Origin of the sequence: Frankia sp. CpI1-P, assembly GCF_001421075.1 — a bacterium.
GTDB lineage: Bacteria > Actinomycetota > Actinomycetes > Frankiales > Frankiaceae > Frankia > Frankia torreyi.
Window position 1 is genome coordinate 168795 of sequence record NZ_LJJX01000005.1, and the last position, 22910, is coordinate 191704.

General features: G+C 73.0%; 16 protein-coding genes, 4 tRNA genes and 18 pseudogenes. 13 read left to right on the top strand and 25 right to left on the bottom strand.

The features are described from left to right. Window position 1: 1 nt before the first annotated feature. From FF86_RS40920 to pgsA, 15 genes and pseudogenes are all read right to left on the bottom strand, one after another. Window positions 2-948, bottom strand: a pseudogene (locus tag FF86_RS40920) (protein translocase subunit SecD); the annotation flags it as partial. Between the two features lie 213 nt (window positions 949-1161). Further along, window positions 1162-1524 (bottom strand): preprotein translocase subunit YajC (gene yajC, locus FF86_RS05375; protein ID WP_242418224.1); only part of this gene is annotated, 363 nt, incomplete at its 5' end. Window positions 1525-1852: 328 nt separating this feature from the next. Further along, window positions 1853-2958 (bottom strand): annotated as a pseudogene (ruvB, locus tag FF86_RS05380) (Holliday junction branch migration DNA helicase RuvB); the annotation flags it as partial. A gap of 52 nt (window positions 2959-3010) precedes the next feature. Further along, a partial coding sequence (locus FF86_RS40930) for a helix-hairpin-helix domain-containing protein (RefSeq protein ID WP_242418225.1) occupies window positions 3011-3455 on the bottom strand: 445 nt, incomplete at its 5' end. A 1-nt stretch (window position 3456) separates the two neighbouring features. After that, window positions 3457-3709 (bottom strand): annotated as a pseudogene (locus FF86_RS40935) (Holliday junction ATP-dependent DNA helicase RuvA); the annotation flags it as partial. After that, window positions 3706-4242 (bottom strand): crossover junction endodeoxyribonuclease RuvC, encoded by a 537-nt coding sequence (gene ruvC / locus FF86_RS05390; protein ID WP_044883564.1) that lies wholly within the window; start codon window positions 4240-4242, stop codon window positions 3706-3708. The pseudogene FF86_RS40935 and the gene ruvC, both read right to left, overlap by 4 nt. 125 nt (window positions 4243-4367) lie before the next feature. Beyond that, window positions 4368-4988 (bottom strand): YebC/PmpR family DNA-binding transcriptional regulator (locus FF86_RS05395; RefSeq protein WP_242418226.1); only part of this gene is annotated, 621 nt, incomplete at its 5' end. A gap of 1 nt (window position 4989) precedes the next feature. Then, a pseudogene (locus FF86_RS40940) lies at window positions 4990-5123 on the bottom strand (YebC/PmpR family DNA-binding transcriptional regulator); the annotation flags it as partial. A 22-nt stretch (window positions 5124-5145) separates the two neighbouring features. After that, complete coding sequence (gene pdxT, locus FF86_RS05400; protein WP_044883562.1) at window positions 5146-5745, bottom strand: pyridoxal 5'-phosphate synthase glutaminase subunit PdxT; 600 nt, start codon at window positions 5743-5745, stop codon at window positions 5146-5148. Continuing rightward, a complete protein-coding gene (gene pdxS, locus FF86_RS05405; RefSeq protein WP_044883671.1) occupies window positions 5742-6674 on the bottom strand; it encodes a pyridoxal 5'-phosphate synthase lyase subunit PdxS in 933 nt (310 codons plus the stop codon). Before pdxS ends, pdxT begins: the two co-directional genes overlap by 4 nt. A 152-nt stretch (window positions 6675-6826) precedes the next feature. Next, window positions 6827-7006, bottom strand: a pseudogene (locus FF86_RS40945) (hypothetical protein); the annotation flags it as partial. Between the two features lie 543 nt (window positions 7007-7549). Continuing rightward, entirely contained in the window at window positions 7550-8677 is a 1128-nt protein-coding gene (locus FF86_RS05415; RefSeq protein WP_044883560.1) for a glycosyltransferase family 4 protein, read from the bottom strand. Between the two features lie 28 nt (window positions 8678-8705). Then, window positions 8706-8823: pseudogene (locus FF86_RS40950) on the bottom strand (phosphatidylinositol mannoside acyltransferase); the annotation flags it as partial. 1 nt (window position 8824) lies between these two features. Then, window positions 8825-9563 (bottom strand): annotated as a pseudogene (locus FF86_RS05420) (phosphatidylinositol mannoside acyltransferase); the annotation flags it as partial. Between the two features lie 81 nt (window positions 9564-9644). Next, the gene (gene pgsA / locus FF86_RS05425; RefSeq protein ID WP_055406552.1) at window positions 9645-10334 is read right to left on the bottom strand and encodes a phosphatidylinositol phosphate synthase; all 690 of its coding nucleotides are present in this window, start codon (window positions 10332-10334) and stop codon (window positions 9645-9647) included. 168 nt (window positions 10335-10502) lie between these two features. On the opposite strand from pgsA, the gene FF86_RS40955 reads away from it, so the two are divergent. The 5 genes and pseudogenes from FF86_RS40955 to FF86_RS40975 all read left to right on the top strand — a co-directional run. Next, the coding region (locus tag FF86_RS40955) for a hypothetical protein (protein WP_242418245.1) at window positions 10503-10585 on the top strand (83 nt) is incomplete at its 3' end. Between the two features lies 1 nt (window position 10586). Further along, window positions 10587-10917 (top strand): annotated as a pseudogene (locus FF86_RS40960) (GTP-binding protein); the annotation flags it as partial. A gap of 1 nt (window position 10918) precedes the next feature. Further along, a pseudogene (locus FF86_RS40965) lies at window positions 10919-11868 on the top strand (EF-Tu/IF-2/RF-3 family GTPase); the annotation flags it as partial. Between the two features lies 1 nt (window position 11869). Beyond that, a pseudogene (locus tag FF86_RS40970) lies at window positions 11870-12496 on the top strand (elongation factor G-like protein EF-G2); the annotation flags it as partial. A 1-nt stretch (window position 12497) separates the two neighbouring features. Then, window positions 12498-12716, top strand: a pseudogene (locus tag FF86_RS40975) (hypothetical protein); the annotation flags it as partial. A 16-nt stretch (window positions 12717-12732) separates the two neighbouring features. On the opposite strand, the gene FF86_RS05435 reads toward FF86_RS40975, so the two are convergent. Together FF86_RS05435 and FF86_RS05440 are read right to left on the bottom strand one after the other, a co-directional pair. Continuing rightward, on the bottom strand, window positions 12733-13184 hold a 452-nt coding region (locus FF86_RS05435), incomplete at its 5' end, for an HIT domain-containing protein (RefSeq protein ID WP_242418227.1). A 1746-nt stretch (window positions 13185-14930) separates the two neighbouring features. Then, a tRNA-Val gene (locus FF86_RS05440) sits at window positions 14931-15002 on the bottom strand. A gap of 436 nt (window positions 15003-15438) precedes the next feature. Between FF86_RS05440 and FF86_RS61895 the strand changes: the two are divergent. Together FF86_RS61895 and FF86_RS05445 are read left to right on the top strand one after the other, a co-directional pair. Beyond that, a pseudogene (locus tag FF86_RS61895) lies at window positions 15439-15541 on the top strand (SsgA family sporulation/cell division regulator); the annotation flags it as partial. Window position 15542: 1 nt separating this feature from the next. Then, window positions 15543-15870 (top strand): annotated as a pseudogene (locus tag FF86_RS05445) (SsgA family sporulation/cell division regulator); the annotation flags it as partial. A gap of 211 nt (window positions 15871-16081) precedes the next feature. Here the strand turns inward: FF86_RS05445 and FF86_RS05450 are convergent. Then, a complete protein-coding gene (locus tag FF86_RS05450) occupies window positions 16082-17182 on the bottom strand; it encodes a chorismate-binding protein (RefSeq protein WP_044883555.1) in 1101 nt (366 codons plus the stop codon). Between the two features lie 409 nt (window positions 17183-17591). Between FF86_RS05450 and FF86_RS05455 the strand changes: the two genes are divergently transcribed. From FF86_RS05455 to FF86_RS05465, 3 genes are all read left to right on the top strand, one after another. Continuing rightward, window positions 17592-17664 (top strand) — tRNA-Gly (locus FF86_RS05455). A gap of 42 nt (window positions 17665-17706) precedes the next feature. Beyond that, window positions 17707-17778 (top strand) — tRNA-Cys (locus FF86_RS05460). Between the two features lie 13 nt (window positions 17779-17791). Beyond that, a tRNA-Val gene (locus FF86_RS05465) sits at window positions 17792-17863 on the top strand. A gap of 162 nt (window positions 17864-18025) precedes the next feature. On the opposite strand, the gene FF86_RS05470 is transcribed toward FF86_RS05465, so the two are convergent. Together FF86_RS05470 and FF86_RS05475 are read right to left on the bottom strand one after the other, a co-directional pair. After that, window positions 18026-18892 carry an N-acetylmuramoyl-L-alanine amidase gene (locus FF86_RS05470; protein WP_044883554.1) on the bottom strand — a complete coding sequence of 289 codons (867 nt, stop codon included), beginning with the start codon at window positions 18890-18892 and terminating at the stop codon, window positions 18026-18028. Between the two features lie 121 nt (window positions 18893-19013). Continuing rightward, window positions 19014-19823, bottom strand: coding sequence for a DUF3097 domain-containing protein (locus FF86_RS05475; RefSeq protein ID WP_044883553.1), 810 nt, complete (start codon window positions 19821-19823; stop codon window positions 19014-19016). A gap of 113 nt (window positions 19824-19936) precedes the next feature. On the opposite strand from FF86_RS05475, the pseudogene FF86_RS40985 reads away from it, so the two are divergent. From FF86_RS40985 to FF86_RS05480, 3 pseudogenes are all read left to right on the top strand, one after another. Further along, window positions 19937-20006: pseudogene (locus FF86_RS40985) on the top strand (isochorismatase); the annotation flags it as partial. Between the two features lies 1 nt (window position 20007). Further along, window positions 20008-20080, top strand: a pseudogene (locus FF86_RS40990) (isochorismatase); the annotation flags it as partial. A gap of 1 nt (window position 20081) precedes the next feature. Next, window positions 20082-20524: pseudogene (locus FF86_RS05480) on the top strand (isochorismatase family protein); the annotation flags it as partial. A 183-nt stretch (window positions 20525-20707) separates the two neighbouring features. Here the strand turns inward: FF86_RS05480 and FF86_RS40995 are convergent. The 5 genes and pseudogenes from FF86_RS40995 to FF86_RS05495 all read right to left on the bottom strand — a co-directional run. After that, window positions 20708-20896, bottom strand: a 189-nt coding sequence (locus tag FF86_RS40995) for a DUF4193 family protein (protein WP_242418228.1), incomplete at its 5' end; no start/stop codon positions are given. A gap of 1 nt (window position 20897) precedes the next feature. Further along, a pseudogene (locus FF86_RS41000) lies at window positions 20898-21001 on the bottom strand (DUF4193 family protein); the annotation flags it as partial. Window positions 21002-21215: 214 nt separating this feature from the next. Next, window positions 21216-21537 (bottom strand): DUF3145 family protein (locus tag FF86_RS41005; protein WP_242418229.1); only part of this gene is annotated, 322 nt, incomplete at its 5' end. Between the two features lies 1 nt (window position 21538). After that, window positions 21539-21749 (bottom strand): annotated as a pseudogene (locus FF86_RS41010) (DUF3145 family protein); the annotation flags it as partial. A 200-nt stretch (window positions 21750-21949) separates the two neighbouring features. Then, window positions 21950-22900, bottom strand: a complete 951-nt coding sequence (locus FF86_RS05495; RefSeq protein WP_044883549.1) for an SPFH domain-containing protein — start codon at window positions 22898-22900, stop codon at window positions 21950-21952. Window positions 22901-22910 lie beyond the last annotated feature (10 nt).

Sequence of the window (22910 nt, forward strand, 5' to 3'; positions counted from 1 at the left end):
NCCGCCGCCGCCCTGCAGGCCGGCGGAGGCCGTCTTCACATCGGTGCCGACGACGGAGGCCGGCTTGAGCAGGTACTTGGTCGCCCCGTCCCGATCGCAGGCGGCGGTCCAGTCCTGGGGCCGGTCGGTGCTGACCGCCGCCTTGCGCACGTCGGTGACCGCACAGGTCAGCGCGTCGTACTGGGCGACCGCGGCGGCGGGCGGCGTGTCCGCGGAGGAGGCGGCGCCCGCCGCGGGCGCCGTCGGCGCCGGCGCCGGGGACGCCGACGCGGCCGGAGCCGCGGAGGCCGCCGTGGCGGGAGAGGCCGAGACTGCGGGGGCCGCCGAGGCGGCGGTGAGGGCACCGGCGGCGGTGACCGCCTTACCCGTGCTCGCGGCAAGCGCCACCGGCTGCGCGACCAGCCCGGAGCCGTCCCCGAGCGCCACCGGCTTCGCAGCCGGCCGCGAGCCGTCGCCGAGGGCGGCCGGCCGGTTCGAAGCCGACGGGGTCGGCGCCGCAGAGGGGGCCGCCGACGGCGCCGCGGACGGCACGCTCCCGGCCGCCGGTGACGGCGTCGCGCCGGGCGCGGGGGTCGGCGCGGCCGTGCTGCCGGGGGCGGGCGAGGGGACCGTCTTCGCCGGGGTCGCCGCGGCGGCCTCGTAGACCTCGCGGAAGCGCAGCTCCGCGGTCTGCCCCACCAGGTCGACCACGTCGCCGCGGCCCCGGCCGGGAACCGAGATCTCGATCTGGTTGCCGGTGCGGTGGACCTCGGACTCGGCGACACCCAGCCCGTCGACGCGCTGACGGATGATGTCCACCGCCTGGTCGACCGCGCCGGAGTCGACGGCGCTGCCGGTGGTTGCCCGAGGTGTGAGGATCACGCTCGTGCCGCCCTGCAGGTCCAGCCCCAGCCGTGGGGTCCAGTTCCCGGTGGCGGCCATCAGGCTGTAGAGGACGACGAGCAGACCNCCGAGTACCCCCAGCCGGGTCCAGACGGAGCTTCCCGTGGATGCCCGTGCCGAGCCGCGTGCCACGTGCGAGTCCCTTCCTCACGCGCCGGATACCGGCGCTCGTTCGTCTCGCCGTTGCCCGGACCGGCGGTGCCCAACGTACCCGAACGAATGTCACCGAGGGTACGTTCCGAACCCCCGCTGGTAACGCTCCGGCGGTCCGTCGACCTGCTACAGCTCCTTGCGTGGCGGACGGGACACGCTGCCCTCGCCGTCGGAACCGTCGGTCGCGGACGGCCCCCCGGCGCCCTCCTCGCCGACGGCGGTGCCCGCGCCGGGCGGAGGCGTCTCGCCGACCGAGGTCGCGGGATCGGCCGGACCGTCGTGCGCGTCGCCGTCCGCCGACCCGTCGTCGTGCGCCTCGTCGGTGTCCGGCGAGCTGATCACCCGGGCGATGGCGCTGCGGGTGAACCGGCAGACCACGTCGGGGGCGATCTCGAGCAGGACGTCGCCGTCCTCCAGCTCCACGACGGTCGCGTAGAGTCCGGCGGTGGTGATCACGAGGGTGCCGGGCAGAATCTGGGACACCTGCTGNTGCTGAGCCTTGGCGCGGCGACGCTGCATCGAGAAGATGTAGACGACCGCCAGGACGAGAAGAAGCGGAATCAGGAAACCGCCGATGGAACTGCCGCCGTTACCGTCGGCTGCCGTCGCCGCCGTCACAAGTCCGCGCACGTCCTGCCCTCCTGATGTGTTGCGGNGATCGTACGTATCGAGCGGATGCCGCCGGTGGGCAGGGCCGTGGTGTCCGCTTTATACCGGCGCCGTGGCGTCGCGCGGTGGGCGGCGGTGGGCCGCCCGGTGGNCCGCCGCTCAGCTGCCGTCGGGGAGCATGCCGCCGTCGGGAAGCATGCCGCCGTCNGGAAGCGCGCCGCTCTCGGTGAGCAGTCCGTCGCCGGAGAGCAGTCCACCCTCGGCGAGCAGGCCGGTGTCCGGGAAGAGCGGGGCCTGGCTGCGGCCGAGCGGCTCGGCGATCGGTTCGAGCCCGAGGTGCTCGAAGGCGGCGGGGGTGGCGACCCGACCGCGGGAGGTGCGGATCAGCAGGCCGGCCCGCAGCAGGAACGGCTCGGCCACGTCCTCAACCGTCTCCGGCTCCTCCCCCACCGAGACGGCCAGCGTGGTGAGCCCGACCGGGCCGCCGCCGAAGCGACCGACGAGTGCCTCCAGCACGGCTCGGTCGAGGCGGTCGAGCCCCAGCCCGTCGACGTCGTAGATCCGCAGCGCGGCTCGGGCGACGTCCCGGGTGACCACGCCGTCGGCGCGCACCTCGGCGTAGTCGCGCACCCGGCGCAGCAGCCGGTTGGCGATGCGCGGGGTGCCTCGGGAGCGCCCGGCGACCTCGGCCGCGCCATCCTCGGTGAGGCTGACGCCGAGCAGGCCCGCCGAGCGGGTCAGCACCCGGGCGAGCTCGTCGGGGGCGTAGAAGTCCAGGTGGGCGGTGAACCCGAAGCGGTCGCGCAGCGGCCCCGTCAGCAACCCCGACCGGGTCGTGGCGCCCACCAGCGTGAACGGGGCGACGTCGAGGGGGATGGCGGTCGCGCCGGGCCCCTTGCCGAGGATCACGTCGACCCGGAAGTCCTCCATCGCGGCGTAGAGAAGCTCCTCGGCGGGACGCGCGATCCGGTGGATCTCGTCGAGAAACAGCACCTCCCCGGGGGACAGCGCGGTGAGGATCGCGACGAGGTCGCCGGCCCGTTCGATCGCCGGGCCGCTGGTCATCCGCAGCGGCACCGCCAGCTCCTCCGCAATGATCATCGCGAGGCTGGTCTTGCCCAGGCCCGGCGGGCCGGACAGCAGGACGTGGTCCGGCGGACGCCCGCGGGCCTGCGCCCCTTCCAGCATGATCGAGAGCTGCTCCCGGACCTTGCGCTGGCCGACGAACTCGGTGAGCGTGCGGGGGCGCAGCCCGGCCTCGAACGCCTGCTCCTCGGCGCTGGCGGCGGCCGAGACGAGCCCGTCGGCGCTCATGCGCCGCCCCCGTGCGTGCCGCCGGCAGCCAGCCCAGCCTCCGCCGGCGCGGTCATCGGCGCAGCACTGCCAGGCTCGCCCGCAGCAGCGTCGCCGCGTCGGGCGCGCCCTCGGCCGGCGCGGTGCCGCCTGATCGGTCCGGGCCGTCGAGGTCGTCCGGGGGCGCGGCCAGCACGGCCAGCGCGCGGGACACCGCGTCGTCGGCCTCTCGCGCCGAATAGCCCAGCCCGGTCAGCGCCTCACGCACGGTGTCCGCGACCTCGCCGGCACTGCCGACCCCGCCTGCCCCGACCCCGCCGGAGCCCCGGTCGGCGGCCGCCGACCGGGGCCCGGGCACCGCGGCCCCGCGCGGCGGGCCGAGTCGGTCGCGCAGGTCCAGGACGATCCGCTGGGCGCCCTTGCGCCCGATCCCGGGCACCTTGGTGAGCGCCGCGAGATCCTCCTCGGCGACCGCCCGGCGGACCGCGTCCGGATCGTGCACGCCGAGGACGGCCTGGNCGAGCTTCGGCCCCACCCCGGCGGCGGACTGCAGGATCTCGAAGACGTCGCGGGCGTCGGCGTCGGTGAACCCGTAGAGGGTCAGCTCCGTCTCACGCACGACGAGGGTGGTGGCGAGGCTGGCCGGCTCGCCGACGCGCAGCCGGGCCAGCGTCGCGGGGGTGCACTGGACGAGCAGGCCGACGCCGCCCACCTCGACGACGGCGGACAGCGGCCCGAGCGCCCGGACGGTGCCGGCCAACGAGGCGATCACGACGCTCCCGCCGGGCGGCGGGCGGGCGCAACGGGAGCCGCCGCGCGCAGCCGAGCCAGCGCCGGGCCCCGCCACAGGTGACACAGCGCCAGCGCCAACGCGTCGGCGGCGTCGGCCGGCCGCGGCACCTCGGTCAGCCCCAGCAACCGGGTGACCATGAACCCGACCTGGGCCTTGTCGGCCCGCCCACTGCCGGTGACCGCGGCCTTGACCTCGCTGGGCGTGTAGAGGCCTACCGGCAGGTCACGCCGCGCGGCGAGCATGATCGCTACCGCACCGGCCTGGGCCGTGCCCATGACCGTGCGCACGTTGGCCTGGCTGAAGACCTTCTCGACCGCGACCGCGTCGGGACGGGTGCGGTCCAGCCAGGCGTCGATGCCGTCGGCGACGGCCCGCAGCCGGTCGGCCACCTCGGCACCGGCCGGCGTGCGCACCACCCCCACCTCGACCAGGCGGGCGCGGGAACCCAAGGCGCCGTCGACGACCCCCAGGCCGCACCGGGTCAGCCCCGGATCGACGCCCAGTACCCGCATCCACCCTCCCGACCACTCGCCCACAGGAACGCTCGCCCGCAAGAACACTCGTTCGATNGTAGATCGGTCGGCGCAACCGGACATCCACGACACGCCCAACAGATCCCGGGCGCGGTGGCGTGCGGCTAGCTGCTGACGAGCTCCATGACGTCGTCGGAGATGTCGCCGTTGAACCACACGTTCTGGACGTCGTCGAGGTCCTCGACCGCCTCGACGAGCTTGAGCACCTTGGCCGCGAGCTCGGCGTCCAGCGGCACGCTCACGCTCGGCAGCCAGGAGATGTCCGCCGAGGTGATCTCCAGGCCGGCGTCGGTGGCCGCCACCCGCACCGCATGCAGGTCGGTCGCCTCGGAGATGACCTCGAAGACGTCGCCGAGGTCGTTGACCTCCTCGGCGCCCACGTCGAGCACGGCGAGCAGCACGTCGTCCTCGGTGAGCCCGGCGGTCTTCGTCACCAGCACGACGCCCTTGCGGTTGAACAGATACGACACCGAGCCGGGATCGGCCACCGTGCCGCCGTTGCGGGTGATCGCCACCCGGACGTCGGAGGCGGCGCGGTTGCGGTTGTCGGTCAGGCACTCGACGAGGATCGCGACGCCGTTCGGCCCGTACGCCTCGTAGGTGATGTTCTCGTAGTTCACCCCGCCGGCGAGCTCGCCGGAGCCCCGCTTGACCGCCCGCTCGATGTTGTCGTTCGGGACGGACTGCGATTTGGCCTTGGCGATGGCGTCGGCCAGCGTGGGGTTNCCCGCCGGGTCGCCGCCGCCCGTCTTGGCCGCGACCTCCACCGTCTTGACCAGCTTGGCGAACAGCTTGCCCCGCCGGGCGTCGATGACCGCCTTCTTGTGCTTTGTGGTCGCCCACTTGGAGTGACCGCTCATGTCCTGCCCCTCTTACTCGCGATCACCGACCGGATCCGGAAGATCGCACAATGTCGACGAATAGCCGGTGCATCCTGGAGTCACCGGTCAGCTCCGGATGGAACGCGGTGGCCAGCAGCGGGCCCTGACGGACCGCCACCGGCGCCTCGGCGACACGAGCCAGGACCTCGACCGTATCGCCCGCCTTTTCTACCCATGGTGCCCGGATGAAGACCGCGTGCACAGGCGGTCCCTCCACGCCGTCGACGTCGAGGTCGACCTCGAACGAGTCGACCTGCCGGCCGAAGGCGTTACGCCGGACGACCATGTCCAACCCGCCGATCAGCGGCTGGTCCGGCCGGCCGTCCACGACGTCCCGCGCAAGCAGGATCATGCCAGCACACGAGCCGAACACGGGCAGGCCCGCCACGACCGCGGCCCGCAACGGCTCCAGCAGCTCGAACACCCGCAGCAGCCGGCCGATCGTCGTGGACTCGCCGCCGGGCAGGACCAGACCGTCCACCGCGGCGAGTTCCGCCGCGCGGCGGACCTCCACCGGCCGCGCACCGACGGCGCTGAGCGCCCGAGCGTGTTCGCGCACGTCCCCCTGCAGCGCGAGGATGCCGATCCGCGGGCCGCTCACCAGCCACGGTCGGCGTAGCGGGCCGCCGACGGGAGCTCGGCGACGTTGATGCCGACCATCGCCTCGCCCAGGCCCCGCGACACCTTCACCAGCACGTCGGGGTCGTTGAACATCGTGGTGGCCTCGACGATCGCGCGGGCGCGCCGCGCCGGATCGCCGGACTTGAAGATCCCGGAGCCGACGAACACCCCGTCCGCGCCGAGCTGCATCATCAGCGCCGCGTCCGCCGGGGTGGCGATGCCGCCGGCGGTGAACAGCACGACCGGCAGCCGGCCGAGCCGGGCCACCTCGGCGACCAGCTCGACGGGGGCACGCAGCTCCTTGGCCGCGGCGTAGAGCTCCTCCGCAGGCAGCGCGGCGAGCCGGCCGATCTCGGCGCGGATGGTGCGCATGTGCACCACCGCGTTGGACACCTCGCCGGTGCCCGCCTCGCCCTTGGAGCGGATCATCGCCGCCCCCTCGGCGAGGCGGCGCAGCGCCTCGCCGAGGTTGGTCGCCCCGCAGACGAACGGCACCGTGAACGACCACTTGTCGATGTGGTGGTGCGGGTCGGCCGGGGTGAGCACCTCGGACTCGTCGACGTAGTCCACCCCGAGCGCCTGGAGCACCTGGGCCTCGACGAAGTGCCCGATCCGCGCCTTGGCCATCACCGGGATGGACACTGCCTCGATGATCTCCGAGATCATGTCCGGATCGCTCATCCGGGCGACGCCGCCCTGGGCGCGGATGTCGGCGGGCACCCGCTCCAGGGCCATCACCGCCACAGCGCCGGCGTCCTCGGCGATACGCGCCTGCTCGGCCGTGACCACATCCATGATCACACCGCCCTTGAGCATCTCCGCCATGCCGCGCTTGACGCGGGCGGTGCCGGCGTGCCGGGCGGAGTCGGTCGCCAGGCCGGTGGTGGCGGCAGTCTGGCCCTGGGACATGATGTGCCGTCTCTTTTCGCTCCAGTCGGGCGCCACGGCCGGCCGGCTCCGCCATGTCAGGAACACCTGCATGTCGGATACCCAGCCAGGTGAATCCCGTGCGGGTGGGTCGGTTCCCCATCGTACGGCGCAGCCCGCGCCGACCGGGCGGCTCAGGAGGCCAGGCCCGGCCGGTCGCCGTGCCCGAGCGACCCGTCGCGCCCCGGCCGGTCCTCGCGGGCGGGGTTGTCGCGGCCGGAGATGTCGGCGCCGTAAGCCGAACCCTCGACGAGGCGCGGCCAGGGTTCCTCGCGGACCGGCAGGGCATCGTCGATCTCGAAGTAGCCGGGCGGNGAGCGGCGGCCGGACAGGTGGAGCACCCGGACCACCCGGCGGCCCGCGAGCGCGCGTTGGTCCCGGACAGCGTCGTTGTGGAACTGGCGGGCCAGCGCCACCCGGGCCGCCCCGGAGTCGACCGCGTGCAGCTCGATGGGAAAACGTTGCCCGGCCGCCGCGACCTCCGCGGAGCGCAGCGCCCGGCTCAGCGCGTTCTCGGCCAGCTCGACCGCGGCGTCCAGGGGCGCGCCGGCGAGCAGGGCCGGGTAGGACACACGCGCGCGGGCAGCGCTGGCCGCCAGCTCGTCGAGACCGCAGCGCTCGGCGAGCTGCGCCGCGGCGTCGGCGCGGGCGACGAGCTGGGTGACCAGACCGCCGCCGGCGTCCGACACCCGAGCGGCGAGCCGGTCGAGCCGGCGGGCCAGCCAGGTCAGATAGGTCGCAATCGCCACCACCAGGGCAACCACCACCACGAGGACGGTCATCTCGCGCAGCGTAGCCAACGGGCGGATGTGACCTGGCGCCGGTACCGGCCACCGGACTCGCCGCCGCCCGCCCGGCTAGGTCGACGCGAGCGACACCCGCCGGTCCCCGGAGATCATCTCGTAGACGCCGACGATGCGCTCGGCGATGGTCCGCCAGTCGTACGTCTCGACGACCTCCCGGCCCCGCCGTACCAGCCCCGCGGCCCCGGCGGGATCGGTCAGCACGTCGGCGAGGGTGGCGGCGAGCTGCGCGGGATCGCCGACGTCGAACAGCCGCCCGGCGCGGCCGTCGTCGAGCACCCGGCGGAACGCGTCGATGTCGCTGGCCACCACGGCGGTCCCGGCCGCCATCGCCTCCAGCAGCACGATCCCGAAGCTCTCCTGGCCGGTGTTCGGGGCGCAGTACACCTGGCCAGAGGCGAACACCCGCGGCTTGTCGGCATCGGAGACGAGGCCCAGCAGGTCGACCCGGGACCGCAGCTCCGGTTCCAGGCGTGCACGCACCGCCGCGGCGTCCCCGGGCCCGGCGACGAGCAGGCGCGCGTCGTCGATGCGGGCGGCGAGCGCCGGCATCGCGGCCAGCAGCACGTCGAGGCCCTTGCGCGGCTCGTCGATGCGGCCGAGGAAGGCGACGGTGGGCCGCCCGTCGTCGTAGCCGGGCAGCGGCTGGGCGTCGACGAAGTGCTGCACCGCGACCCCGTTGGGAATCAGGATGGCGTCGGCGCCGAGATGCTCCACGAGCGTGCGCCGCGCCGCCTCGGACACGGCGATGCGGGCGCGCAGCTTCTCGAAGGACGGCTGCAGCGCGCCCTGTGCGGCGGTCAGGAACCGCGAGCGGGGATTGGCGGTGTGGAAGGTCGCCACGATCGGCCCGTCGGCGAGCATGCAGGCCAGCAGGCTGACGCTCGGCGCGCTGGGCTCGTGCACGTGCAGGACGTCGAAGTCGCGCTCGCGCAGCCAGCGGCGGACCCGAGCGGCGGAGACCGGGCCCATCAGCAGCCGGGCGACCGAGCCGTTGTAGGGCACCGGCAGCGCCCGGCCGGCGTCGACGGCATAGGACGGCAGGGTCTGCTCGTCGTCGACCGGGGTGATGACCGATACCTCGTGTCCCGCCGCGAGCAGGGCCTCGGCGAGGTCCCGCACGTGGACCTGGACCCCGCCGGGGACGTCCCAGGTGTAGGGGCAGGCCAGGCCGATCTTCACAGCGCCGCCGCGGCGCGACCGGGCGGGCTCACGCCTCGTCGCGCCAGACGCGCTGGAGCATGTGCCAGTCGGCGGGATGGGCGGCGATGCCGGCGGCGAAGGCGTCGGCGAGGTCCTGGGTCATCGTCGCGACGTCGCTGCGCGCCNCCGCGGGGTGGATCCGCGCGCTCCAGCCGTCCCGGTCGAACCAGAGCGTGACCGGCAGCAGCGTTGCCCCGGTGGCCAGCGCGAGCGCGGCGGGTCCGCCGGGCATCGTCGCCGCGGCGCCGAAGAACCGCACGGGGATGCCCGCGCGGGACAGGTCGCGGTCGGCGAGCAGGCACAGCATCCCCCCGGCCCGCAGCCGGTCGGCCAGCAGGCCGAACGGCGGGCTCTCGCCGCCCGTCAGCGGGATGACCTCCATCCCGAGCTCGGAGCGGAACGCGACGAACCGCTCGAACAGCGACTCGGGCCGCAGCCGCTCGGCGACCGTCGTGAACGGGACTCCCGTCGCCGCGAGCCAGGCGCCGGCCTGCTCCCAGTTACCCATATGCGGCAGCGCCAGGATCGTGCCGGCGCCGCGGGCATGCGAGTCACGCAGGAAGTGCTCGTCGAGGACCCGCATCCGGCCGACGATCCGCTCGGTGCCGAGCTCGCGCAGGCGGAAGACCTCGAGCCAGTAACGCGCGTAGGAGCGCATCGCCACCCGGGTGAGTCGGTCCAGGTCGGTGCCGGCCGGCGCCACCCGGCTCAGGTTGGCCCGCAGCCGGCGCACTCCGCGCCCGCCACGCCGGTAGGCCGCGTCGGCGCCCAGCCGGAACGCCGCGGCGGCCACCGGTTCCGGCAGCAGCCGCACGCCGCGCCAGCCCAGTGCGTAGCCGAGGTCGGTGAGCCGCCCCTCGGTCACGACCGCCCCTCGGTCACGACCGCCCCTCGGTCACGACCGCCCCTCGGTCACGACCGCCCCTCGGTCACGGCCGGCCCTCGGTCACGGCCGCCGCGCGGGACCGGCCGGCGCGGCCCCGGAGGGGAGGGTGGGGGCCGCGGTCGACGCGGACGGCGCCGGCGGGTCACCCGCGCGGTACCACTGCCGGTACACGTGCACCACGCGCTGCACGACGGTGAGCGAGGTCGCGCCGACGAGGAACCACAGGGCGGCGGGCAGCAGGTAGGGCACACCGAGGCCGTACAGGCCGGCGGCGACCAGCAGGATCAGCAGCCGTTCGCCGCGCTCGGCGAAGCCGACGTTGCAGGTGAAGCCGAGCCCCTCCGCGCGCGCCTTGACGTAGGAGGTGATCGAGCCCGCCACCAGGCAGACCAGCGCGGCCACGACGAGCGGCAGCGAGTCGCCGTCACCGGCGTACCAGACGACCAGCGAGCCGAAGATCGCGCTGTCGCCGACGCGGTCGGAGGTGGAGTCGAGGAAGGCCCCCCACTTGGAGGAGATACCGCGGGCTCGGGCGATCACCCCGTCGATCAGGTCCGAGAAGACGAAAAGGGTGATCACGATCGTGCCGAGGAAGAACACCCCCCGGGTGAAGAACCCCAGCGCGGCGCCCGCCACCCCGATGGTGCCGATGATCGTCACGACGTCGGGCGACACCGACGACCGGGCGGCCCACTGGCTCACCGGGTCGAGCACCTTCTGGATCTGCGGTCGTGCCTTGCTAGCGAGCATGTCCGTCCCGTCGTCCCGCGTGCACCCGGCTTCGGGCGGTCTTCACAGTACCGCCGCCACGATCCGTGCATTCCCGACCACGCCCCCCCCTCGGGCTTGTGCCCCACGTCACCTGGGAGGACTCTGCCGTTACGGACAGGATCCCACCTGCCGATCAAGGAGGCGAGGATGTCAACAGCCTCGTGCGATGTACGCAACGTCGTTCTGGTGGGGCATACCGGCGCGGGCAAGACGGCCCTGGTGGACCGGCTNCTCGCCACCGCCGGGCCGCCCGAGCGCCAGAACGGCGACTATCAGCTCGCCCACACCAGCTACGTCGGGCACGCCGACCCCGATCACCGGCCCTCCCGGTCGGTCAGTCTCTCCCTGTGCTCGGTCAGCCACCGCGGGCTCACCATCAACCTGCTCGACACCCCGGGGTACCCCGACTTCGTCGGCGAGCTGCGCGCGGGCCTGCGCGCCGCCGACGCCGCCCTGTTCGTCGTCAGCGCCGTCGACGGGGTGGACGGCGCGACCGGGCTGCTGTGGACCGAGTGCGCCGAGGTCGGCATGCCGCGCGCCATCGCGATCACCCACCTGGACCNGGCCCGGGCCGACTTCACCGCGGCGGTCGAGGAGTGCCAGCGCGCCTTCGGCACCGGTGTGCTGCCGGCCTGGCTGCCCAGCCGCGCGGCGGGCGGCGGCGTACGCATGACGGGGCTGCTGACCGGCCGGATCGTCGAGTACGGCCGCGGCGGGCGACGCACGTCCGCGGCCGAGTCGGGCCGGTCCGACGTGCGCCACGCCGCCGCCCGGGCGGCCCTCGTCGAGGGAATCATCGCCGAGAGCGAGGACGAGACGCTGCTCGACCGCTACCTGTCCGGCGCCGACCCCGATCCGAACCTGCTGCTGGCCGACCTGGAGAAGGCGGTCGCCCGCGGAACGTTCTTCCCGGTGCTGCCGATCGGCCTGCTCGCCGAGCAGGGCACGGACCACGAACGAGACAGCAACCGGCGGGACAGCAACCAACGGGACAGGGACGAACGGGGCCCGGCGCGAGCCGGCGGGTTCGGCTCGGCGGAGCTGCTCGACCTGTTCGTCCAGGGCTTCCCCGCGCCGGCGGAGCATCCCCTCCCGGCGCTGACCCGGCCCGACGGCACGGCCTGCGACCCGGGCACCGGCGATCCCGCCGGGCCGCTGGTCGCCGAGGTCGTCAAGACGACCACTGATCCGTACGTGGGCCGGATGTCCGTCGTGCGGGTCTTCAGCGGGACGCTGCGCCCGGACGATCCCGTCCACGTCAGTGGGCACGGCCGGGCGGCGGCCGGCCATGCCGACCACGACGACGACGAGCGGGTCGGCGCGCTGTCCCGGCCCTACGGCTCGGTGCTGCACAGCGTGCCGGACTGCCCGGCGGGCGGCATCTGCGTGGTGACGAAGCTCGCCACCGCCGAGACCGGCGACACCCTGTCGAGCCTCGACGATCCGCGCCACCTGCCCGCCTGGACGATGCCCGAGCCGCTGCTGCCGATCGCGATCAGGGCCCGCGGCCGTGNCGACGAGGACCGGCTGGCCACGGCGCTGTCCCGGCTGGCAATCGAGGATCCGACCCTGCGGGTGGTCCAGGATCCGGAGACCGCGCAGCTCGTCCTGTGGAGCATGGGCGAGGCCCACGCGGAGTCCGTACTGGAGCGCCTCGCCCAGCGCTACGGCGCCACCGTCGACCGGGTGCCGACCGTCATTCCGCTGCGGGAGACGCTGCGGGCACCGGCGCGGGGACTGGGCCGCCAGGTCAAACAGTCCGGAGGGCATGGCCAGTACGCCGTCTGCCAGATCGAGGTCGAGCCGCTCCCGCCGGGCAGCGGCTTCGAGTTCGTCGACGAGGTCGTCGGCGGTGCCATCCCGCGCTCGTTCATCCCTTCGGTCGAGAAGGGGGTCCGGGCGCAGATGGCCCAGGGAGTGCGGGCCGGTCATCCGCTGACCGACCTGCGGGTGCGCCTGGTCGACGGCAAGTCGCACAGCGTCGACTCCTCGGACATGGCCTTCCAGATCGCCGGCGGGCTGGCGCTGCGCGACGCCGTTCGCAGCGGCGGAGTCGTCGTGCTGGAGCCGGTGCTGGCCGTCGATGTGTCGGTGCCCGACGAGTTCGTCGGGACGGTGGTCAGCGACCTGTCGACCCGGCGNGGACGGGTTGTCGGCATGGATCCGGTGCCGCCGGCGCCGGGCAGCGCGAGCTCGTTCGCCGCGACGCGCACCATCGTGCACGCCGAGGTGCCGGAGAGCGAGATGTCCCGGTACGCGGTAGAACTGCGCTCGCTGAGCCACGGAACGGGGAGCTTCCATCGCCAACCGCACGGCTACGAGCCGATGCCACCGCGGCTCGCCGACTCGCTGCTCGGCTGATGCGGCCTACCGCGACCTACTCGGCCGCGGCCGCCCAGGCGTCGGCGAGCATCTCCCGGGTCTGCCCGAGCAGGGCGGGCAGCACCCGGGTCGCCCCCACCACCGGCATGAAGTTCGTGTCGCCGCCCCACCGGGGCACCACGTGCTGGTGCACGTGGGAGGCGATTCCGGCGCCGGCGACGTGCCCAAGGTTCATGCCCGTGTTGAAACCGTGGGCTCCGCTGGCGGTGCGCAGCGCGCGCAGGGCCCGCTGCACGAAAAATGCCATCTCGATGATTTCTTCGGATTCCATGTCGGCATAGTCGGCCACATGTCGGTAAGGCACGACGAGCAGATGCCCGGCATTGTAGGGATAGAGGTTGAGGACGGCGTAGACGGTATTCCCGCGGGCGACGACGAGCCCGTCCTCGTCCGCCATGCCGACGATGGAGCAGAAGGGGCATTCATCGTCGCGACCGCGCCCCTCACNCTTGATGTAGGCCATCCGGTGGGGCGTGTAAAGCCGCTGGAAGGCGTCCGGGCCGCCGACCCCGGCCTGCTCCTCCAGCGGAACCCCGCCAGGCGAGACCTCGGCGGTCACCGGGTGGTCACCGCGAGCTCGTCGTCCCGGCCTGGCCGGGGGAGCCCGCAGGTAGGAGCGGCCGGATGGGGCGTGGCCGACCAGGCCCGCCCCCCAGCGCCAACCCCGCCACCTGCATCGGGCGATCCCCCTCGAAGGGTGGCCATCATCCTGCCAATTTATCAGGACGTCGACCGATGAGGGGGCTCCCACAGGGGCGATGACGCCCGCGCGCAGATGCGTACCCGCAGATGAAGAGGGAGACTGACGGCGTGGGGGGGTCGCCGCCAGTCTCCCTCGAGTGGCGTATTCGGTTTTGAACCACGGCGTCCCGACTGCCGCGGCGGCGCACCCGAAGGGAACTACGGCCCGGGAGGGATCTCCCGACGCACCCCCGCGAGACACCGCACCGACAAAAGGGACCCGCTACGCCCTGCCTGATCAGCTTAGCGGGTGTTAAGCCGATCTGTACAGGGCGGGTCTCATGNCGACCGGAAATAACCGGGCGAACATCCCCGGCGCCGGACCTGAACCCGTGGGCACATCAACGATCTCACCGAAGGGGCGGGACGCACAACGATGCCGATCCACGATGGGCCAACGGCTACGTCATCGGCCACCGCAATCGGCTCGCCCCACCCCGTCACCGCCGACTCCGGCGGACGGCGGCCCCCGGGCACCTCTGCCGATCGACCGACGAGGCGCACCGTCCACCCCGGACCACCCGGGGTAGCCCACCCAGGTGAAATCGGTCGTCCGAGCCCGGACGGCTTTTCGCAATCTGGGCCACTCTTCTCGGCCGACGGAACCGAAAAGGCGGCCGCCGGTCGGTCGGCCAGACCGTCGGACCGCAGCGGTTCACCCTCGGCGATGCTCACCCTTCGTCACCGCCCGCCGGGAGACGCTCGGCGCGGTGCGGGCGCCCCGTCCGCGGGCCCGACGTCGAGCACCCCCACCGGTATGGCACCAAAGTGGGGTCGCACAGAGATTATTCCGGTCCGGCCGGCGCCCGATACAGACGCCCGGATCGCGACAAAAGCGGCATTTTCCCAGGTGGGAGGCGTGCTATCGACCAGAGAGGCGATCTTCATCTGGTCGCCCGCCGCCGGCCCGCCCCCAGCGAACTCGTCGGCGCAACGGTGCCTAGCAGCCCTGGGAACCGACACCAAAGGGGAAACCGCTGCGGATCACCGACGACCAGGACTCAAAGGCGCGAGCATGAGCACGACCCACCCGCACCGGACGCTTCCCGCGCCCCCGGCCCGTCTCCACTCAGCCCCCCGGGAGCAACCCCCGGCCCACGGCGCCGAACCCGCCGCCTCAACCCCCGGTCCGAACCGTGCCCACCGGTCGCCGCCAGGCGCCCCGAGACCATCCAGCGAGCACTCGCGCCCACCGGGCCCCGCCACCACCTNCCATAACGAGTCAAGGCGGCTGCGAGATCGACCCCAGCCCCAGCCGCCCCCACCATCAACCGGCGCAAAGACCCAACCACCAAGGGATCCCATGCGCTCAAACCAAGCCCACCCACCCCATCCACCCCAACCCCCGACCACGCGAAACGCGGGGGGTCCGGGGGGTCGCCCCCCGGGCAGACATCACGCGAGACCCCGGCAAGCCCCCAAAGGGGGCGCAGCATGACAAGCCAGATCGCGTGGGCGTACGTGGTTTCGAACCACGGACCTCTGCCGTGTGAAGGCAGCGCTCTACCACTGAGCTATACGCCCTTGCGGGTGGTAGGACCACCTTACACGGCACCGATCCGGGCCGACGCAGGGGGTCCCGGCGGACGGATACACCGATGTCCGCCGTCCCGCCCGGTGGGCGGACTGAGTCAGGTTCGCCGCGACTAGCCAAGGTTGAGAACCACCCGGACGGGGAAGGCTCAAAGTGGAACGGCCTTGGCAGGTTGGCCTGACGCTCGGGGGGACGTTCGGACGCTACGGATGGTAACCATCCGCCCGCCTGCGGTGGGGGTACATCTCGCGGCCGTCCGATCTACGATCTACCCGGGAAAGGTTCACCCTTCCGGGCCGGGCAACTCGCCNGAACTGCCGTAACGGATGTTGTCTTGGCATAATCTTGTTTCCAACGGGACTCGGAGAGGGAACTATCCCGTTACACGGGTGCTCGCCCGCACCACGCACCATGAGAGGCCGCCCGATGACTATTCGTCACGATTCGATCACCGCCGAACTCGCCCTTCGTCTCGTCGTGCCCGGCGGCGCTCCTGTGCCGGTTGCCGCGACGGTCCGGTACGAGCCGGNCGACCCCTACGCGATCAGCATCGGCTTCCGGACGGGAGCGGACGAGGTCGTGGAGTGGACCTTCGCACGCCAGCTACTGAGCGACGGCGTGCGTCGTCCCGCCGGGGACGGCGATGTGCAGGTGTGGCCGGCCGCCCAGTCCGGTGGGCGGATCGTCTGCCTGTCCCTGTCCAGTCCGTCGGGGCACGCGCTGTTCGAGATGCCGCGCTCCGAGGTGCTGGCCTTCCTGCGGCGGACGTACTCCGCCGTGCCCCTCGGTGGCGAGAGCGACATCATCGACCTTGATGCGGAGCTCGCGTTGCTGATCTGGGGCGGTCCCGAGCGGTGATCTCACCGGGGTCGGGATCGCTGCCCGACCCCGGCTAGCCGGTGCGGGCACTGTTCAACAGGGGGACCGCTTCCCCATCGCCTCCTGCATCCGAGGCAGTTGTCATCCCATGCATGCCAAGCATCCACCTGCCTGACGAGCACCCACCCGCCTGGTCGGACCCAGTCCGGCCAGGCGGGTTGTCGTCTGTGCGCGGTGCGGACCGCTCGACTCAGCCGCTCGCCAGGCCCACCAGTCGGTGGGCCTTGAGCTCGGTCTCGCGCCACTCCCCCTGCGGGTCGCTGCCCCAGGTCACGGCGGCGCCGGTGCCGAACCACAGCCGGTCCGCGCCGAACCAGAAGGTGCGGATGCCGACCGACAGCCATCCCCGGCCGCTGTCGGCATCCACCCAGCCGATGCCGCCGCAGTAGGGACCGCGCGGCCCCGGCTCCAGCTCACGAATGATCCGCAGCGCGCTCGACTTGGGCGCGCCGGAGACCGAGCCGGGCGGGCAGGCGGCTTCCAGCAGCTCCGGCCAGCCCACCCCAGGCCGCAGCCGGGCGCGCACCGTCGAGACGAGGTGAACCAGGCCGGGATGATGTTCGACGGCGCACAGGGCCGGCACGGTGACGCTGCCGGGCCGAGCCACCCGCCCAAGATCGTTGCGTACCAGGTCGACGATCATGATGTTCTCGGCGACGTCCTTGTCCCGCAGGTCGGGCACGGTCCGGCCGGTGCCCTTGATGGGGCCGGAATGGATGACGTCGCCGTCCCGGGCGAGGAACAGCTCCGGCGAGGCCCCCGCGATCCGCAGCCCGGCCTCGGGAACGTCCAGCGTGAGTGCGTACGGCGCCGGGTTGCCGGCGGCGAGGACCGCGGCGAGCGCGGCGGGGTCGGGTTCGACCGGCTCGCCGCCGGGGCCGGCCGGGGGCAGCGGCGCGGACAGCAGCCGGCAGAGGTTGACCTCGTAGACGTCACCGGCGGCGATGCGCTCCCGGATGGTGGTCGCGCCGGCCACGTAGGCGGTGCGGTCGAGGCTGGTGCTCCAGGACCGCGGGTCCGGGCCGTGCCAGGGGCCGCGGCGCAGCGCTGCGGCACCGGCGGCGGGCGCCGGACGCACGTCGGCGAACCGGACGCACCGCAGCACCCCCTCGAAATCGACGACCACGGCCCAGAAGCCGCCGCGCTCCAGCACCGCGGGATCGTCGCTGATCTCCACCACGCCCGTGGCGAGCCGGTCGCCCGCGAGCAGGTAGGACGGGGGCCTGGACCGCGGGACCGCCACGGACCCGCGGACGATCGACTCCGGAGCGCCCACGTTCGTCCGGCTCATTCCGATCACGTTACCGCCCTTCCCCGACCGGCACCGCCCTTCCCGGACCGGCACCCCCCCTTCCCGGACCGAGATCGCCTTCCCGGACCGGCACCGCCTCTCCCCATCGACACCGCCTCTCCCGCTCGGACCCGCCCGGCCGCAGATCCCCTGCCCCGCAGGCACTCGTCCACGCCCGCGCGGCGCGCCGCGACGGCTACCGCGGGCGAGCGAGCGCCCAGCGGGCCGCGGGTGGGGGCCGAACCCGAGCATCGACCGGGGCGGTGGACGTGCCGTGGGCGAAACCCGATGTTCACGTGGGACGCCTTGACCCAACGCAACATCTCCGCGACGTCTGGCGGGCCATTCGACGCGAGGGCCGTTCGTCCGCTAGAGTGCTACCTGCACCGCCAAGAACGCCCGGTGCAGCGCGGACGTGGCTCAGTTGGTAGAGCATCACCTTGCCAAGGTGAGGGTCGCGGGTTCGAATCCCGTCGTCCGCTCGGGAACAGAGGGGCTTGAGGTCCGTACCAGCGGCCTCCCGCGGCGGAGTGGCCGAGTGGTTTAGGCAAGGGCCTGCAAAGCCCTGTACGCGGGTTCGATTCCCGCCTCCGCCTCTGGATCCATCGCGGGCGATTAGCTCAGTGGGAGAGCGCTACCTTGACACGGTAGAGGTCACTGGTTCAATCCCAGTATCGCCCACCCCGCAGAACGGCGTTTTATCTGTTTCGGCCGGCCACTCCTCGGAGTGGCCGTTTTCATGTTCCCGACGCGATCGCGCGGCCGGCTCCGAAATCATTGCCCCCCACGCGGATCCGCTGCGGCACAGGCCACCCCGCTACGGCACGACCGCGACCAGCCGGGTCAGCGGGTCGGCGCCGCCGACGGTGAATCCGCTTCCAGGAGGAATGCAGTCACACCGTCGGCGAGGCCGCTCGCCGCCCGGGCCCGCCAGGCCGGATCGACGATTTCCGCGGCGTCAGTCCGGTTGCGCATGTTCCCGCATTCGAGGAACACCTTCGGGACGCGGGAGAGGTTCAGCCCCCCAAGGTCGGACCGGATCGTCATCCCCTCCTTGCCGAGGTAGTCGGCCAGCGGCTGGCCGGTGGCGCGGCCGAACGCCGACCGCAGGGTCCCGGCGAGCCGGCTGGAGGGGGCGAGGATCGCCGCGTTGGCCCGGTCGGGGCTCAGCGCGGGCGCGATCACATGGAAGCCGCGCCCCTCGGCGGGCCCGCCGTCAGCGTGGATGGAGACGACCGCGGCCGCGCCGGCGCTGTTGCCGATCTTCGCCCGCTCGTCGATGCACGGGCCCACCCCGCCGTCGTCCGGCCGGGTCAGCACGACCCGCGCGCCGCGGGAGCGCAGGATCGCGGCGGCTCGCTGGGCGAGATCGAACGTGAAGGCGTGCTCCGGGTAGCCGCCGTCGGTCTGCGCACCGACGGTGTCGCACTCCTTGTCGAAGCCCCCGGCGGGCACCGGTCGGTTGATGGCCGCGCTCGCCCGGCTGTTCCCGCCGTTGTGCCCCGGGTCGAGTACGACGGTGCGGCCGGCGAGCGCCGATGGGCCGTCGGCGACGGGCGAGACGGCGGGCGAGACGGCGGGTCTGGGGACCGGGGCACCGTGCTGGTCCGAGCCGGTCAGCGCGAACCGCAGGCCGAACCCGGCCACCAGGGCGACGGCGACCACGCCGACGATCTGGGCGAGCATCGACGGCCTGACCCACACCGGCATCGTGTCTCCCACCTACGGAGGAGTCGAGCTGCCCCGTCTGCACTCACCGTATGCGAATGCCCGAAACCCGCCCGAACGGGGCGGCGGTACGGGGGCGGTACGGCGGCGGTACGGGGTGTCGTCAGGCCGCGACGAAGTCGATCAACCGCTCCACGGCGCCCAGCAGGCCCACCTCGAGGTCGGTGTAGCTGTCGACCGAGGCAAGCACCCGGCGCCACAGGTCGCCGGGTTCGGCGACGCCCAGCGCCCGGCACACCCCCTCCTTCCACGGCTCACCGCGGGGCACCCTCGGCCAGGCCGGGATGCCGATCGACGCCGGCTTCACCGCCTGCCAGATGTCGATGTAGGGATGCCCGGTGATCAGCACGTGCTCGCCGGCGACGGCGGCCGCGATGCGGCTCTCCTTCGAGCCGGCGACGAGATGGTCGACGAGGACGCCCAACCGCCGGCCGGGCCCCGGCCGGAACGCCTCGACCACGCCCGGCAGCTCATCGACCCCGTCGAGGCTCTCCACCACCACGCCCTCGATGCGCAGGTCGTCGCCCCACACCCGCTCGACGAGGGCAGCATCGTGCACGCCCTCGACGTAGATGCGGCTGGCACGGGCGACGCGGGCCCGGTGACCGGCGACGGCAAGCGAGCCGGACGCGGTGCGCGCCGGGGCGGCGGGCATCGCCCGGCGGGGCCGCACGAGCGTGACCCGGCGCCCCTCCAGCAGGAACGCCCCGGGTTCGAGCGGGAAGACCCGGCGGGCGCCGTGCCGGTCCTCCAGCGTGACCCCGCCGTGCTCGGTGCCGACCACGGCGCCGCAGAAGCCGGTCGCGACCTCCTCGACCACCAGATCGGCTTCGAGCTCCACCTCCGGCGGCGGAGCCGGGCGGGTCCGGGCGGCGGGCGCCAGGACGTCCCGGCCATAATCGCGGCTGCGCATCCCTCGAACCTAGGCCGCCAGAACGCCATGATCAGGGATATCGACGCGGGCGTGTCGGGATGCGACAGTGGGGACATATCGCACCGGTACATGGAGCAACGGNAGGCCCGGCGATGACCGCACGCTACGGACCGGGAATCGCCCTGTTGGTCGTGGACGTCCAGAACGACTTCGCCGACCCGGNGGGCAGCCTCTACGTGGCCGGCGGCGAGGAGATCGTCGAGGGGGTGAACGCCGAGGTGGCGGCTGCGGTGGCCNCCGGATCCCCGGTGTTCTACAGCCAGGACTGGCATCCCGCGCGCACCCCGCACTTCGTCACCGACGGCGGGGTCTGGCCGCCGCACTGCGTGGCGGGAACCGCCGGCGCGAGCTTCCATCCCGATCTGGTCGTGTCGGGCGAGGTGATCCGCAAGGGGGTGGACGGGGCCGACGGCTACTCCGCCTTCTCCGTGCGCGACCCGGCCTCGGGGCACCGGTCGGCGACGGTACTCGGGGAACGGCTTGCTCGACTCGGGGTGTCGACGCTCGTCGTCGTCGGCCTGGCCGGCGACCACTGCGTCCGGGAGAGCGCGCTGGACGCGCGGCTGCTGGGTCTGACGGTGACGCTGCCGCTGGCCCGAACCAGATTCGTCAACCTGCATCCGGGCGACGAGGAGCGGGCCGTGGAGGCGATGCGGGACGCGGGCGTGCTGGTCGGCTGAGGCAGCCTCGTCACCAGCCCGGTCGGGAGCGTGGCTGATCGGTCAGTGCCTGGCCGGCCAGGTTGACGTGGTCGACGTGGCAGGTAGGTCTAGGCGTGCGGTCAGCGGGCGACACCGCCACGGCCGTGGCGTGTCGTGAGCCCACGCCAGAGGCCATGCGGTGGAACATCCGAACGCGGTTCCTCAGACCGCGCAGTCCCGGCAGATCATCCGGCGCTCGTCCACGAGCTGGCTACGGTGATGGACGAGGTAGCACTGCGTGCAGGTGAACTCGTCAGCCTGCCGCGGAAGCACCCGGACGTTCAGTTCCTCTCCGGCCAGGTCAGCACCCGGCAGGCCGAGCTCGGTCTCGAACGGGTCGACATCGTCACCNAGATCAGCCGCCGCATCCGCCCGCCGTGCCTTGAGGGCCTCGAGGCTCTGCTCGGAGGCGTCCTCTATGTCAGCCGTACGAGGTGTGTCGTAATCGGTGGCCACTGAATAACNCCCAGAATGGTTGTGCGTGGTCGTGCGCAAGCCACAACGCACGACCGCCGGGGTATGTGCCCGTCAGACCCGCGCTACCCTGGTGTGGGCTTCACCACACCCTCGCAACCATCTCCGCGCCGATGCGTCGCAGGGCTCGGACCATCCGCGCCGCGCGCCCGACCCGGTGCAGGACCGGACGCCTGCGGGCCGGTCTGCGCGGGTCTCAGCCAGTGCGCCGCAGCCAGGTGACCGGCGCCCCGTGCGCGCCCCGGCGCAGCGGCTCGAGGACGTCGTCCCACGCCGTCCCGAGCAGGCGGTGCAGGCCGCGGGCGAGGGTCTCGCGAGCCTCGCCCCGTTCCAGCAACGCCCGCAGGGCGGCTTCGCCGACCACCACGTCACCGTTGGCGGCGATCGCGGCCCGGTGCAGGCCGAGATCGGGGGTATAGGAATAGCGCTCGGCATCACACCCGGGCGAGGGCCCCTCGACGGTCTCGAAGGTGATGTGACCGAGCCGGCGCAGGGCCCCGGCAACCCGGCCCGCCGTGNCCGGGGACGCGCGCCACTCCAGCCCGGCGAACAGGAATCCGGGCATGCCGGGCTGCGCCGTCCAGGTCAGCGACACCGGCGACGACAACACGCCGGACGCGCCGAACTCCAGATGCGGGCACAGGGCTGGCGGACAGGCGAGCACCGCCAGCTTGCCCGGCACGGCGAAGGACGACGAGCCGGATGACAGCTCACGAGCTGTCGAGGACATTGCGACCACGCGGGACCTCCGTCGACGAGGGACGCCTTCCCCTGCGCCTGTCGACCCGCCCCCGTATGGCTTGCTGAAATCGTCCCATGGTCCGGCTCGGCGGACTAGCCCCACCCCCCTCCGGAAGTATGACTAATTGGGCGGAACGCCGGTTCGGGGCAACCACCATCCCCGCCTCGTGGATGGTTCATCCGGGCGGGTCAATCCGACGCGGGATACGGCCGCTGCGGCGCGGCCCCGTTGGGCCCGCCGCGGGCGGGCGCGCCGTCCTGGGCGGTGGCCGACCCGCCGGCGCCCAGCAGACCGCCGAGGCCGCCGAGCGCGCCGGTCAGCTCGCTCGGCACGATCCACAGCTTGCTCGCCTGGCCCTGGGCGATCTGCGGCAGCGTCTGCAGATACTGGTAGGCCAGCAGCTTCTGGTCGGCGTCGCCCTCGTGAATCGCCCGGAACACCGTGCCGATGGCCTTCGCCTCGCCCTCGGCGGTGAGGATCTGCGCCTCGCGCTCGCCCTCGGCCCGTAGGATCGCCGCCTGCTTCTCCCCCTCGGCCCGCAGGATCTCGCTCTGCTTCACGCCCTCGGCGGTCAGGATCGCCGCGCGGCGATCCCGCTCGGCCCGCATCTGCTTCTCCATCGAGTCCTGGATGGAACGCGGCGGGTCGATGGCCTTGAGCTCCACCCGGTTGACCCGGATGCCCCACTTGCCGGTGGCCTCGTCGAGCACGCCGCGTAGCTGACCGTTGATCTGGTCGCGAGAGGTGAGGGTGGCCTCCAGGTTCATCCCGCCGATGACGTTGCGAAGCGTGGTGACGGTGAGCTGCTCGATGGCGCGGATGACGTTGGCGATCTCGTAGGTGGCCGCCCGCGGATCGGTGACCTGGAAGTAGATCACCGTGTCGATCCCGACGACGAGGTTGTCCTCGGTGATCACCGGCTGCGGCGGGAAGCTGACCACCTGCTCACGCAGGTCGATGCGGTCGCGCACCCGGTCGACGAAGGGGACCACGATCGCGAGGCCCGGGGTGAGGGTGCGGTGGTACCGGCCGAGGCGTTCCACCACCATCGCCCGCGCCTGCGGCACGATCCGCACCGCCCGCGCCAGAAAGATCAGCACTACCGCCGCGACCACCACGGCGACGATGACACCTGCCATGACGTACCCC

What these genes read in the sequence shown, in the direction of transcription:
- ruvC (WP_044883564.1), bottom strand. Translation starts at nt 4,242, where the DNA reads ATGCGGGTACTGGGCGTCGATCCGGGGCTGACCCGGTGCGGCCTGGGG.
- pdxS (WP_044883671.1), bottom strand. Translation starts at nt 6,674, where the DNA reads ATGTCCCAGGGCCAGACTGCCGCCACCACCGGCCTGGCGACCGACTCC.
- pgsA (WP_055406552.1), bottom strand. Translation starts at nt 10,334, where the DNA reads ATGCTCGCTAGCAAGGCACGACCGCAGATCCAGAAGGTGCTCGACCCG.
- FF86_RS05450 (WP_044883555.1), bottom strand. Translation starts at nt 17,182, where the DNA reads ATGAGCCGGACGAACGTGGGCGCTCCGGAGTCGATCGTCCGCGGGTCC.
- FF86_RS05470 (WP_044883554.1), bottom strand. Translation starts at nt 18,892, where the DNA reads ATGCCGGTGTGGGTCAGGCCGTCGATGCTCGCCCAGATCGTCGGCGTG.
- FF86_RS05475 (WP_044883553.1), bottom strand. Translation starts at nt 19,823, where the DNA reads ATGCGCAGCCGCGATTATGGCCGGGACGTCCTGGCGCCCGCCGCCCGG.
- FF86_RS05495 (WP_044883549.1), bottom strand. Translation starts at nt 22,900, where the DNA reads ATGGCAGGTGTCATCGTCGCCGTGGTGGTCGCGGCGGTAGTGCTGATC.